General features: G+C 48.3%; 14 protein-coding genes. 2 read left to right on the forward strand and 12 right to left on the reverse strand.

All coding sequences use genetic code 11. The features are described 5' to 3' along the window. Window positions 1–5 precede the first annotated feature (5 nt). From GX019_03065 to GX019_03105, 9 genes are all read right to left on the reverse strand, one after another. The gene (locus GX019_03065; GenBank protein ID HHT36139.1) at window positions 6–899 is read right to left on the reverse strand and encodes a secretion system protein; all 894 of its coding nucleotides are present in this window, start codon (window positions 897–899) and stop codon (window positions 6–8) included. 98 nt (window positions 900–997) lie between these two features. Continuing rightward, window positions 998–2317, reverse strand: a complete 1320-nt coding sequence (locus tag GX019_03070) for a CpaF family protein (GenBank protein HHT36140.1) — start codon at window positions 2315–2317, stop codon at window positions 998–1000. 4 nt (window positions 2318–2321) lie between these two features. Then, entirely contained in the window at window positions 2322–3506 is a 1185-nt protein-coding gene (locus tag GX019_03075) for a MinD/ParA family protein (protein ID HHT36141.1), read from the reverse strand. Continuing rightward, window positions 3493–5898, reverse strand: coding sequence for a BON domain-containing protein (locus GX019_03080; protein ID HHT36142.1), 2406 nt, complete (start codon window positions 5896–5898; stop codon window positions 3493–3495). The genes GX019_03075 and GX019_03080 overlap by 14 nt, the downstream gene beginning before the upstream one ends. Then, window positions 5888–6769 (reverse strand): Flp pilus assembly protein CpaB, encoded by an 882-nt coding sequence (gene cpaB / locus GX019_03085; protein ID HHT36143.1) that lies wholly within the window; start codon window positions 6767–6769, stop codon window positions 5888–5890. The genes GX019_03080 and cpaB overlap by 11 nt, the downstream gene beginning before the upstream one ends. Before the next feature lie 18 nt (window positions 6770–6787). Further along, on the reverse strand, window positions 6788–7690 hold the full coding sequence (locus GX019_03090; GenBank protein ID HHT36144.1) for a pilus assembly protein: 903 nt from the start codon (window positions 7688–7690) through the stop codon (window positions 6788–6790). A gap of 10 nt (window positions 7691–7700) precedes the next feature. After that, window positions 7701–8090 carry a pilus assembly protein gene (locus GX019_03095; protein HHT36145.1) on the reverse strand — a complete coding sequence of 130 codons (390 nt, stop codon included), beginning with the start codon at window positions 8088–8090 and terminating at the stop codon, window positions 7701–7703. Window positions 8091–8105: 15 nt separating this feature from the next. Further along, window positions 8106–8624 carry a prepilin peptidase gene (locus GX019_03100; GenBank protein ID HHT36146.1) on the reverse strand — a complete coding sequence of 173 codons (519 nt, stop codon included), beginning with the start codon at window positions 8622–8624 and terminating at the stop codon, window positions 8106–8108. A gap of 101 nt (window positions 8625–8725) precedes the next feature. After that, window positions 8726–8908: a Flp family type IVb pilin gene (locus GX019_03105; protein HHT36147.1), complete on the reverse strand. Its 183-nt coding sequence runs from the start codon at window positions 8906–8908 to the stop codon at window positions 8726–8728. Between the two features lie 158 nt (window positions 8909–9066). Here GX019_03105 and GX019_03110 point away from each other — a divergent pair, with 158 nt between their 5' ends. After that, window positions 9067–9777, forward strand: coding sequence for an HD domain-containing protein (locus GX019_03110; protein ID HHT36148.1), 711 nt, complete (start codon window positions 9067–9069; stop codon window positions 9775–9777). Here GX019_03110 and GX019_03115 read toward each other — a convergent pair. Further along, window positions 9774–10457, reverse strand: coding sequence for a response regulator transcription factor (locus GX019_03115; protein ID HHT36149.1), 684 nt, complete (start codon window positions 10455–10457; stop codon window positions 9774–9776). The genes GX019_03110 and GX019_03115 overlap by 4 nt on opposite strands. Then, entirely contained in the window at window positions 10441–11622 is a 1182-nt protein-coding gene (locus GX019_03120) for a histidine kinase (protein ID HHT36150.1), read from the reverse strand. Before GX019_03120 ends, GX019_03115 begins: the two co-directional genes overlap by 17 nt. Before the next feature lie 246 nt (window positions 11623–11868). Here GX019_03120 and GX019_03125 point away from each other — a divergent pair, with 246 nt between their 5' ends. After that, on the forward strand, window positions 11869–12666 hold the full coding sequence (locus tag GX019_03125) for a hypothetical protein (GenBank protein HHT36151.1): 798 nt from the start codon (window positions 11869–11871) through the stop codon (window positions 12664–12666). A gap of 44 nt (window positions 12667–12710) precedes the next feature. Here GX019_03125 and GX019_03130 read toward each other — a convergent pair whose 3' ends face one another. Continuing rightward, the gene (locus GX019_03130) at window positions 12711–13397 is read right to left on the reverse strand and encodes a hypothetical protein (GenBank protein ID HHT36152.1); all 687 of its coding nucleotides are present in this window, start codon (window positions 13395–13397) and stop codon (window positions 12711–12713) included. Between the last annotated feature and the right edge of the window lie 124 nt (window positions 13398–13521).

Below are 13521 nucleotides of genomic sequence, written 5' to 3' on the forward strand. Positions count from 1 at the left end.
TCCTCCTACACCCGAATATTGACAATCCTGCGGATTAAAAAAGCAGCGGCTGCCTGTCCTCCTAAACCAACAATCAGCATTGCCCTGCCCAGCGGTTCCGAGAATAAAGGGCGGATATAATCAGGATTGAGCAGGTAAATAAAAATGGTAAGTGCAAAGGGCAGAGCGGAAATCACCAGACCGGATATGCGTCCTTGAGCCGTTAGTGTGCTGATTTCTCCTTTGATGCGGATCCTTTCCCTAATGGTACCAGCGATCGAATCTAAGATCTCCGAAAGATTACCCCCTACCTGCCTCTGAATCAAGACTGCGGTCACTACCAATTCTAAGTCATCACTTACTACACGCTTAACCAAATTTTCCAGCGCAAATTCTGTGTCTGCTCCCAAACTCATTTCCTTGTTGACCAGAGCAAACTCCTCCGCCAGAGGCGGTTCAGACTCCCGGGCGATCAGCTCAACAGCTTGAAAAAAACTGCAGCCCGCTTTCAAAGAATTGGCAATTGCAGCTAATACCTCTGGCAGCTGCTGCTCTACCTGTTTGCTCCGCTGACTCTGTCTCCATCTTACATAAACCGAAGGCGCTAATGCCGCCAATACTGCCAGGAGCAGACACTGCTCCAAACTCACGCTAAATCCCAGCAAAACTAAGGGCGAGAAACCAAGCAGGGCATTCAAAATCAGGAATTCTCCGGCTGACAGCGAAATTCCAGCCCTGACCAGTTCTAAGGCCAGCTGCCGTGACGGCTTGATATTCAGCTTTTGATTAATCTGTCCCAACAGCCGCTGAACTCTAGTTAACAGCTCGTCTTCATCTGATTCATCTTCTGCGTATCCATTTAAGCCGTGCTGAGGCATCAACTCATAAATGCGGCGGTCGAGCAGATGTTTTTGCTGCAATCTTCCAGCAGCAGCAAAGCAGATAAGAACTACAGCACAGAACACTAAAGCTGCGCAAAATAAAGGCATCAATATGCTCACCCCGATCATGCTGCTCATTAAATGAATAAGTTAATCGGCAGCTGAATTCCATTATCCGCAATTTTCTCGGCACACCGCGGTCTGATTCCAGTCGGCCGCAGCACTCCCCGCTCAAAAACAAAGATATCCTGCATAGTGATTACCTCACCTTCAATTCCCTGGACCTCAGTAATCTGAGTAATCTTCCGAGACCCATCTTTTAACCGAGCCTGCTGGATAATCAGATCAATTGCCGATGCAATCTGCTCCCGGATTGCCCGCACCGGCAGATCCACACCAGCCATCAGAACCATGGTTTCCAGCCGCGCGAGCATATCCCGAGGACTGTTGGCATGGCCGGTGGTCATGGAACCATCATGCCCGGTATTCATTGCCTGAAGCATATCCAGAGCTTCACCGCCCCGAACTTCACCAATGACAATCCGATCCGGGCGCATTCGCAGGGAGTTGCGCACCAAATCTCGGATTGCCACTGCCCCCCTCCCCTCAATATTAGGAGGACGGCTCTCCAGCGAAACAACATGAGTCTGCCTGAGCTGCAGCTCAGCTGCGTCTTCGATGGTAATAATCCGTTCTTCCGCCGGAATGAACGAAGACAGCACATTTAGCAGTGTTGTCTTTCCACTTCCGGTTCCCCCGGAAACCACGATATTTAATCTAGCCTTGACGCAGGCCTCGATGAACTCAGCCATCTCTAGCGTGAGGGTGCCGAAGTTAATTAGGTCTTCTATTGTTAGGGGATCGGCTGCAAACTTCCGGATTGTAATCGTTGGACCGTTGAGCGCTAACGGCGGAATAATCGCGTTGACACGGGAACCATCAGGCAGCCGTGCATCCACCATGGGACTGCTTTCATCAATTCGTCTTCCCAGCGGTGCAACGATTTTATCGATAATATGCAGCACATGCTCATGGTCACGAAAAGTAATGTCTGTCAGCTCTAATCGTCCGCTCCGCTCAACAAAAACTTGCTTAGGTCCATTTACCATGACCTCCGAAATATCCGGATTGAGAATCAAGGAATTAATCGGCCCAAAGCCGGTAACCTCGTCAATAATATCCTGGAGCAGCTGTAGGTTCTCAGCGCGGGACAAGTTCGCCTGCTCTTCATGGATAACCCGCTGAACAACCTGCTCAACCTTGGTTTTTAATTCTTGGTTTTTATCATTCTGGTCGGCGCTTTTCAGCAGTTTACTGTCAATTTCACTTACCAGCTGCTCATGAATGCGGCCTTTGAGGACAATTAAAGGATCGCGTGGGTTGGTACTCCCGGAACTTGCCGGCTGATTCTGGCCAGCTTGATCTTTATGCCGTTCTAGTCGTGCCAATAATGACATATGATCATCCTTTTCTTGTGAACAGCGTGCCGGCAAACGGCAGCATTTTTTTTGGTTCATAAATACCTAATATATCCTTACTCATCTGTTCTAAAGCGCGTCCCAGTTTTGACCGGGGATTTAAGTCCACAATCGGAATGCCCTGCACACAGGCTTGATAAGCAAGTCTCGGATCATAAGGCAGCGCCCGCCAAACCGGATAATTGAGATGGCTGCTGAACTGTTCCAGCCGAATTCCCTCAGCACCAACCTTGTTAGCAGTTACTTTAACTTTCGCTGCCAAATTCAGTTTCGCTAAAACATCTAAACAGCGGCGGATGTTTTTTAGATTAGCTAAGTCAGGTGTTCCCGCAAGCAGGATATGGTCTGCTGTTTCAAGAGCTTGCAGAGTCGTTTCTTGGAAAAACTGGGGTGTGTCGATCACAATAAAATCAGCAAGGGATTTTAACTCTTTTAAAATCTGAGCGATATGTTCAGCGGTAATTAACTCTCCTTCTTCAGGAACCTCCGGGGCTGCGAGAATTCTAAGACCTGGTCCAGCTTCAAGCAGATAATCTACAGCCGCAGGGCAGCCATCAGCGAACCAGTCAGAAATAGAGTGTTGGACGGCAAGATCCAGCATCAGCGGCACATCGCCAAACTGCAGATCAAAATCGACAAGGATCACTTCGTGATTCTGCTTGGCTAAGGCAGCCGCAAGATTGACGGCAATCGTAGTCTTCCCTACTCCCCCTTTGGCGCTGAAAACTGCGATTGTCTCCGCACTGCGCGTTGGTTTTTCCACTATCTCATGGCGACTGCGCCGGGCGCATTCCAGCTGCCAAACGCGGTTGATAGTATTAATCAGCTCATCGCCGCTGAAGGGCTTAGTTAGATAATCTCTAGCGCCTGCTGCCATCGCTCGGCGCAGATACTCCTGCTCTTCCTGCACACTGATTACAATGGTCAAGCATTCAGGAGCTGCTTGATAAATCTGCTCGGCTGCGCTGATACCATCCAATCCGGGCATGTTGATGTCCATTAAGATGCAGTCTGGCTTGAGATCTCGCGCCACTTCCACCGCTTCGCTGCCATCAGCTGCTTCACCGATAACCGCGATATTATCTGCAAAAGCCAGCAGCTTTCTAATATTGCTCCTAGTTTCAGCTGTATCATCAACAATCACTACTCTGATCTTATCTGGTTCCATCACCACTCACTCCCTCGCTTACAATCCATGGGGTGACGAACACCGTCAGTTCAGTCTGCCTCTCCTGAAACTCTGAGCTGCGAAACAAAGCTCCGATTATCGGCAGATCACCCAGAATCGGAATCTTTTTGATCTGGTTGTTCTCTTCATGCTGAATCAAACCGCCAATCACTGCAGTGGAACCGTGCTTTAAATTCACCACCGTTTCTGTCCGCCGTGTTCGTAAAGGAGGCATTGATGTTTGAAGCCGCGCGCTGGTCTGCCAATCAAGACTGCTGACTTCGGGCTTAATCTGAATCCGAATCTGTTCATCAGCAATAAATGGCAGAATCTCAAGTTTTACCCCATAGACAATCCATTCAATCGTCTGCTGGTCACCCACTTGTACTAGAACCGGAATCTCGCCTCCTGCTAAAAACTCAGCCGGCTCTCCTGACAGGGTAAGCAGACTGGGCGCAGCCAACAGTTTAGCCTTCCCCTCCTCTTCTAGGGCTGATAGTCTAGCTCCTAATAAATGTGAACGGTTCATCTGCCAGCTGCCGATATGCGCAACTTCTTCGAAGGAAATTACATTGGCAAACAGCTGTCCTTCAACTAAACTGCCCCATTCCACACCAAACTGTTCTCCTGCGCTGCGATCAAGCTCAACAACATGTACCTGCAGCAGCACCTGCTCCGGCTCAAGAATAGTCAGGAGATCAATAACATCACCATAAAGTTCAGCCACCTGAAGAACCCGGCTGTGTTCCCGCGAGTTTTGAACCGTTCCTTCCAGGACAAGTTTTTCACCAACAGCCGTTACCTTTACATCCGGAAGATCCAAATGCCGGACTAATTCCTCAGCCGAACTGATCTGACCCGGCTGGGGATACTGCAGAAAACTAATTACCGGCTGATAGAATACTTCTGCCAGGCGCTCCGCCCGCTCTTTAGCCTTTTGATCAGGAACAAGTCCTTCCAGCACAATGGTGCCATGATAATACCGCACACTAATACCCGGCTCCCGAAGGGCGGAAGCAATGTCAGCAACCAAATCTGCTTCAAACACATGCTCATTCCCACTGTCCAGAATAATCGGCGGGTGCTGCACCCGCACCAAATCGATCACCTGATCACTGAATGCCTGCCCGATCGCCAGAGCTCTGGTTTTTGCAAACTCATCTTCAGCTGTACCTTCTAAGAAAAGAGTGCTCCCAATCCAATGGGGGTGAATATCAGTGCCGGCAAGTAGAGTGTTCAGCAGCTCCCGATCCGGCTCATCCACCTCTCCAGCGGGAGTGGGAGTAGGATTCTCTTCGGCCATTTCCACAGTAATCAAGTCAATCACCGGCAGATCGGATACTGCTGCCAGCTTCACTGCCCGCTCTTTTTCCCACAAGTTTACAGCTCTGCCTTCGAGAACTAGATGTCCATAGACGATCTCCAAAGTAATTTCGGGGCTGCCGATCAACCTATTCATTTGGCTTAAGAGCGTCTCTTCGTCTGATTCCAGATCATCGACATCCAGTGGTTCAACCTCTGGAGACCGCTCCTGCACCCTGATTAAGTCTACCACCGGCAGACCATAAGCTTCTGCGATAGCACAGGCTCGCCGCCGGTGGTACTCATCAGCAGCACTTCCTTCCAAGAAAATTGTCTCTCCCACAGCATAAACATGAACGTTATCATCGAGTAATGCTTGAATTTGCTCTGCAAAATCCGCAGGTCCCGGCTCAGTCACCTCCGCTGCCGTGGATTCCGGTACAGGGTCGGCGTTTCCTACCTTAAGCAGATCAAGAACCTGCAGACCAAAAGCGTCAGCTGTGCGGTAAGCCAGTGCCCGTACGCCCTCATCGTCAATCTGCCCTTCAAAAATGGCGGTGTTGTTGAAGATTGTCAGCTTGATTTCAGGTGGAAGTAAGCGGCGCAGTTCTCTTTCTAACGAGTTTTCTTCCGAAACATAGAGCAGGCTGATTACCGAGTCACTGTAAGCCTCTGCCAGTTTTTCCGCCCGCTTGAGGTCTTGTTCGGTGCGCACCCGTCCTTCTAAAACCAGATACTGGTCGGCAAACCAGGCTGAAACCTCCGGAAGATTTAAGGCAGTCAGGAATTCTTTGGTTAATGTGCCGTCATCTGCTGCCACACGCAGCTGATATATCTGCTGGGAATTAGCAGTCCAAAGATGCAGAGATGTGCTTCCGGTTTGAAGTGGATTAAGCAGGACTTGACCGGAATCAATCACCCCTACATCAACAATTGTGGGATCTCCCACAGCTGCTCGAGTTAAGTTCGGTACGTACAGAACCCGACTGTGACCCTGGATTAACACCAGCTGCTGCGCTCCGCATCCAGCTCCATGACCGAAAAGCATCAGCAGTATAAGAACAGCAACCACTTTTTTCCTATTTATCAACCAGGATCACCTCCCGCTCTGTACCTCTAAAGATCTCTATTTTAATGTCATTACTGGTTTTACCTGAAGATATATCCCCAGTCGACTGCTGGGATTTCTGGGGTTTGACTGCCGATACCGCCTCGGATTGTGTCTTAGACGAAACTTCCCTGCGCGACTCTAATTCTGTTCCATGCGCGCTGTAAGCTAATGGCTGCAGATCATAGGCGCTCGTTCCCTGTTTGGAAGCAATCCCTACAGCTTCCGGCGGTCGCAGAGACAACCGAATCGCTCCCAGGGACTCAGCAAGCACCAGCTGCTCGGCCTGATTTGGGCTGAGGGCAAAAGTCACACTCGTGCTGATAACCGCCGCCGGTTCAATATCGCTGGTCATATCCTGGGAAATTGCCAGCACCATTACATTCTGCAGAACTGTTGTGGTGATGGGAGGTTCATTGGCAAAAGTAGCGAGCACATCAACTCGATCGCCAGGTTTGATAAAACCTGCCACCCCTATCACTTCATTGACCGCAACAGTCACTGCCCGCTTGTCTTTGGGGATATTGTAGGCTAAGCCGGGAACTGCTCCCTTGGGGAGCAAGCGGCTCCACAGTACCTGTTCTCCGGCGACAATGTCTGCTGCAGTTATTCTGCCCTGCAGATCCTGAAGCTGCTGCACAGCATCGGGATGCAGGCTTTCCTTTGGAATCTTTTTCCATGCCAGCATACTCGCCCTAATTTCTGTGTTGGCAGAAATTTTCGTGTTAGCTACTACTACATCCACCATCTCCACATGCTGTTTCGCTTCTATCCCGGATAAATAATTGTAAGTTAGTAGTGCTGAAATCAATCCTAAGCCGATGGCAATAAACAGCAGAACTTTATTTTTCAATTCCCCAATCCCCCAATCTTACTGGACCAATCGATAGGCAAGCAGTCCGTAGTTTACGCCGGATCCGATTTCTCCATCAATCAGATGCTCAACAAATCTACCGCGAATCACCGCGCGGTTGCCTTGAGCCTCCACATCTTCTAAATAAAAAGCAGCAAAGCCAACGATTGTTACCAAGGATCGGCCGTTAACATCGAGGCTGTCGATCACTGGAACGACCGCAATGCGAGCAGTGTTTTCATACCAAGGCTGACCCGGCACGTCCGGAGCCTGGCTTAAGCGGTATTCAATCCCCTGGCGCGTCGGCCCCGCCATATTGCCCGGTTCGGTGTAGACACGGTCACCCACCCGCAGCATTCCCTGATATCCATATTTAAGATTATTGAGGTAGGTATTGGCACCAGTACCTCCCAAGGCCAAAACGCCAAAGTTGCCCTGGTATTTCTGTCCGGAATGGGCATCGGATTTTAATTCATAGGTTTTCCCGAATTCAAAATCACTCCAGGGCACTCCAACCGGAATTACACCGCTGCATCCAATCACAGGTCCGATCACCGCCACTGCTCTGGCTGCGACTGTACGATGTTTGAATCCAAGCAAACTGAGAAAAGATAAGCTGACCTGTCTGCGCGCCTGAGCTCCAATGAGGTGGTTTTCGTTTCCGATCTCTACCTGGAGTTCATCTGATTGCAAATCATTAGCCCAACCATACTCATAGGCCCTAGCCAGAGCTAAATTCGGCTGCAGCGGCAGTTCCTGCACTCCCGCTAACACCGCTGCATCAACAGCTCTGGAAAGCTTTACCTGCTCCATAAAGATCTGGCCGACATCAATAACCAGCCCGAGCAGTCCTAAAAACGCGGTCATCCCAACCGCAGCCAGCACTAAAACTACTCCCCGTTCGTTTTTTAATCTACGCATTTCAGATCCCTCACTCTACCCGCATAACAGTAGTACACTGAATCGGCAGTGGATTAGGAAGGACGGTGCTTAAAGGAGTAATCAGGGGTAATTGGACCTTTACCTGCACCGAAATTGGTTCCCGCCTTACACGCATAGATTGATTTGGATCAATGGAAACCACAATCGGCACTCCACCAACTGCTGCCAGCGATTCATTTACCGCCAGATAAATCTGGTCATCGGTCCTGCCCAGAGCTCCCATCCGCGCTCCCTCGCGGCTGGCATGTGCGATTAGAATGTAGGTGTAGCCAATGCGGGAAAACTCGATTATGCCGAAGATAATCAGAAAGAGAACTAATACCGTTACGGCCAGCTCAACAAGGGCTTGTCCATCCTGCTTAGACCTAAGCTGAAGCATATTAGGCATCCTCCTCTAAACCAGCGGACCGATAAATACAGCGGCTGCTGCTCCTAACCCGATGGCAATTCCATAGGGGAAGCCCCATTCCTTGCCTGAAGCAGTGGTGTGAAGCGGAGGTGCCACCGCCTTAGCTCCTGAAGCTAAAGCTGCTGCGCGATAACTGATCGCCATCAGAGACTGCAGTAGGTTTCTGCGCCTGATTAGAATTACCACTGCCCAAATCCCACCGATTACTGCTCCGTACAAAAATGCGGAAAATGCAAATCCAGCTCCAAGCATACTGCCGATTCCTGCCAGAAACTTCACATCGCCCCCGCCAATACCACCTGAACTGTAGGGAATAATCAGCAGTAGTAGTCCAGTGATAATTCCCACCAGAGACATTCCTAATCCTGACCAGCCGCTCTGCCAAGAATTAATGACAGAACCTAATAAGACCAAAGAAAACGTAATGAAATTAGGGATCCTGCGATAGCGGCCATCAAAGTAGCAGACCATAACAACTGCCGTCAGCAAAACTGCATTATGCATCATGAAACCTCCTGATAATGGACAAAAACGGCAGCCTGGGGGGCGGGGTAATGGCTGCCGCTTTTGTCAAAACTGGTTTGGTTGTTGTTAAACTTTTTCTGTTAATCGGATGTTCCGCCTACTTCTTCAGTAATCCTGCCAAATATTCCAGATACTCCTTCTCCTAGAAGTTTGAGTGCTCCGATTACTAAGATAGCTATCAGCGCAAGGATTAATCCATATTCCACCATACCTTGTCCACTATCATCCAATAACAGCTGTTTTAGTTGAGCCAGCAAACTCATTACCTCCTCACACATTTTCCCGTGCTTCTGGCTGGGTTGTTAATGCAATCTTAACATGGAATTACCCTGAATTTAATCCGTCGTTTTTCCCAATTTTTTAGGACTATAGCCTTGAATTCGATTCTGCGTTATAATAGAAAAAATCAAGGAGGGATTCGATGATCACTTTACAGGACATCCGCAGTAATCCTTGTTTTCAATTAATGATTGATCGAGCCTGTGACTACCTATTAGCAAGAGGCTATACAGAACACGGCGTCAGACATGTCACTTATGTTGCTAAAACTACTGCCTATATTCTGGCTGAACTCGGTTTTGACTCTCGAACGGTTGAACTGGGCGCAATAGCTGGCTATCTCCACGATGTGGGCAATATGCACAACAGAAAATACCACGGCATAACCGGGGCTAACCTGGTTTACACCGAGCTGAGGGCGCTGGGCATGGACTTAGGCGAAATATGCGATATCACTACTGCCATTGCTAATCATGAAGAAGAAATTGGCGCTCCCGTCACTCCTATCACCGCAGCACTGATCATCGCCGACAAGAGCGATGCCCACCGCACTAGGGTCCACCGCACGTTTCCAGCGCGGGAGGAAAAGGGATCAGAAATTCACAACCGCGTGAATCTGGCGGTCATCGATTCGAGAGTGGTGGTCGATGCCCAAGCAAAAACAATTACACTCGACATCGACTTCGATCAAACGTCATGCCAAATAATGGACTACTTTGAGATCTACCTTGCCCGCATGGAAATGTGTAAGCAGGCCGCAGATAGACTGGGCTGCCGGTTCCGACTGGTAATCAATGATTTAGAACTTTTAGGTCCGCTGCATCAAACCGAAACAAAAAAAGCCGGGGCTTAGACCCTGGCTTTTACAATTCCATGCTGGACTGCGTAAACTGCTGCCTGCGTTCGATCGGCAACATCAAGTTTCCGCAGGAGATTAGTAACGTGGTTTTTAACTGTTTTTTCGCTGATAAACAGATGCTCCGCGCACTCTTTATTGCTCATGCCGTCGACAATGCACTGCAGCACTTCCAACTCCCTGCGGGTTAAGTTCTGAGCACCCGCATCATTCAATGCTGCGTAATAATCAATGCCCGACTGCTGCTGCTTTAACTCATGAAACTTAACCATTACCTTTTCCATTAAATTGGACGGGAAAAATGACACTCCTTCGTCCGCATTTTTTATTGCGCGCACCAAGTTCTGCAGCTCGCTGTCTTTCAGAACATATCCTTTCGCTCCCGCCCTAATCATTTCAGCTATGTATTCCTCATCGTCATGAATCGTCAGTGCCAGAATCGGAATACCGTATCTAGCGGAAATCTGGCGGGTTGCCTCTATCCCATTAAGTTTTGGCATATTAATATCCATTAAGATTACATCAGGTCTGATTTCACCGGCTAGTCGAACTGCATCAATGCCGTTCTCTGCCTGCCCTACGATTTCGATCCCGTCAGTCATCTCCAACAGTTTAACTAATCCTGTGCGCAGCAGTGAATGGTCATCAGCAATCAACACTTTAATTGTCTGGTTCATGGCGTTCACTCCCATTTCCTTTCAGCGGAATCATGATGCTGATCCGCGTACCTGCACCAACGGCGGAACGGATCGAGAACTTACCACCCAGGAGCTGCGTCCTCTCCCGCATCCCGTACAGACCGAAATGATCCCCGCTGGTTAGCCGTTTAGTGAGAGAATCCATATCAAAACCAACTCCATCATCTTCTATTACAGCATTAATCTGATCAGGTAGAAACTCTAGTTTAATCTTAAGGTGTGCGGCTTTGGCATGCTTGCGGCTGTTGTTAATTGCCTCTTGAATCACACGAAAAACTGCTATTTCCACTGCTGAATCCAATCTGCACTCCTGTCCGATCAACAGTAGATCAAATTCCATGTCGGACTGCTTTTGGGCTTCCTCGATTAAACGCTTCACTGCAGGAATTAAGCCCAAATCATCGAGAACCATTGGTCTCAAGTTATGGATAATCTTGCGAATTTCATTCAGTCCAACTACTACAGCTGATTTTAAATCCTGGAGTTCAAGGAGCAGCTCATCATCACGGTCTGCGTTAAACAGGCGCTCGCATATTTCTGCTTTCAGCACCACATTTGCCAAGTCCTGGGCAGGACCATCGTGAATTTCTCGAGCAACGCGTTTACGCTCATCTTCCTGCATCTTGATGATCTTCTGTCCCAGCTGATATCTAACCTGAATACCCTCAAGCTGTTCATATATTCCCGCTAGATTACCTCTGAGAAACTCTAAAGCAATATCCATCTGCGATACAGAGTTCTCGGCTTTCTCCACCAGCCGAGAGATATGGACTAAGGCCTGCTCCTGCTGCATCCGCTGCTTCTGAAGATTTTTCTCCCGCTCACGGGCAGCTGCCAAGGATTCTCGCAGCTGATCCGCCTGCTGGTAAATAACGCGTCTGGTTTCTTCACCATAGCGGCTGAAATTGCGGCTGACGTCAGCTAAACGCATCCGGAGAACCCGGAATTCTCTCTCCAGCTCTTCTACCTGCTCTATTGTTGAATTAATCTCATGCTTCAGTTCTTCAACTGCAAAAGAGATGCGGTTGAATTCAGTCTGCGCTGCTTCAACAATTTCGTACATCTGATGCTTGCTGTCATGCAAAACATCGACTGTATGATTTAGGATTTCTTCGATTCTTTTCGGATCTAATTCGCTATGCAACCCAACAGCCTCCCGGCTTAATATCGATGTATAATATATTTCCTCACTATCTGCGGGTTTCCCTTCCAAAATAGGATGTAAGACCCAGAGGTCCCAAAAAAATAGGACTTTCGACATATAACAATACCGAATTTTATAGGTTATAATTACCCTATGGGGCGGAGAAAGGGGAAAATAATGTTCCGCTCAAAATCACTAGTTTTAATAATTGTATCTGTTTGCTTAGGACTTAGCGGCTGTTATCGCGTGAAGCCAGAACCAGTTCCTACCTCAAAGATCATTGACCAGCAGATTGAAGAGTTGGAGGCTGCCTTAAACGACCTAGACTTCGAGAAACTGCAGGAACTGCTGGCGGAGCATTTGATTCTGGATTGGGAGTCAATCAACAGTTCAGATCTGGAAAAAGTCGCAGCTTTTATCGGAGATTACGATGAAATAGAGACTGCTGTTCTCACAGAAATCAGCCGCTCAATTTTAGAAGGCAGGATCATAATCGATGCTGAACTTTACCTGGAGCTTATAAAAAATCATGAAAAGCTTCAAGAAACCAAAAACCTTAGTATCGTTTTTGAAAATCTCGGTACGAAGTGGACTGGAGACATGTGGTTGATCACAAGCATTATTTCTTATAACTCAGGAGAGTACCAATATCAAAATCCGGCAGCAGACCCTGATGAGCTGCTTGATCGCTTAGCAGAAAACCTGCTCAACAAAACCTTTTACAATCTTCCCGATTTATTGGCCTTCACGGTAGTTGCGACCCACGGTACAACCGTAAACTATTACCGGAACAATCAACAGTTCATTGCCCTGCTGGCAAATGACATGCAGGAGCTTGAACTATCCGACCTCAGATTATTAAATCGTCACTACACGATTGAATCTTCAGCGATTCAGGCTGCTGCCGATTTAACTGCTGCGATCAAAATTGACGGACAGTGGGTGGACAAGTCAGTTGCGGTAACTTTTACCTTGGTTGAAATTCCAGGAGGACTTGTTATCAATCGCATATCTTACCCACCAAATTTTTTCGGTTTGCTGTAAAATAACTACAGCCCGGTTCTCAAAAGGAGAACCGGGCTGTTTGCTTATGGTTTCAGCACAATTTCACAATGCAGACCGCCGCTTCTGATTACTATTTGTTCAGCTGTGGGATCGATGTCCAGAATAAACTGCCGCTCAGACTCAGCAAGCAGCAGACGAGGAGCTATGGATTTCCGTTCAACAACCTCCCCGTTTTGATAAACTTCGATCTCTCCGCCGAAATAGGCATGGCATGGATTAGAATTAGTAACGCTTATCTGCCAGCCGGATCTAGAACGGTTAAGCAGTTCAGCTTCCAGCGGTTTTTGAGGTACAGCTGTACTCAGCGCAAATAGAACTGCAACATGTGTCTGAATCACGGTTTCAGTGGAACTTATAAACAAAACAGGTGAAATTGATGTGAAGTCATGCTTATTCACAGTTACTGTGATTCTCTCGCTTGATTCCGGCTGCAGCAGACAAACTCGTTCGGAAACGCTTAAGTAATCTCGAGCGCGATCATCTTCTGCAGTCAGTTCCACTGTACCGTCTGTTTGAAGTGTATACCAACCCCAGTCTAAATTAACAATCTGGGGTTTTGGACCTGGGTTAAATAGGGTTATCTCAAATTGAGTTCCCTTGCTAACCCGATACTCATCGACAACCACCGGAGATACAACAATCGCAGCTTGGACACTGCCGCAGCATAAAAGTAATACTGCGGCAGCAATAAGTGGGGTCGATTTTATCATACTTGTGGAACCAGTGTCACCTTGATCTCTGTTGTGTATGTTCCCGGTGGATCTCTGAAGTCTCCCTCCAACTTCAGCGGTATGGATACCCTCACTCCGCTGCTGTCAGTTGGAGGATGGTTAA

The organism is Bacillota bacterium (genome assembly GCA_012837335.1).
Lineage (GTDB): Bacteria > Bacillota > Limnochordia > Darwinibacteriales > DTU012 > DTU012.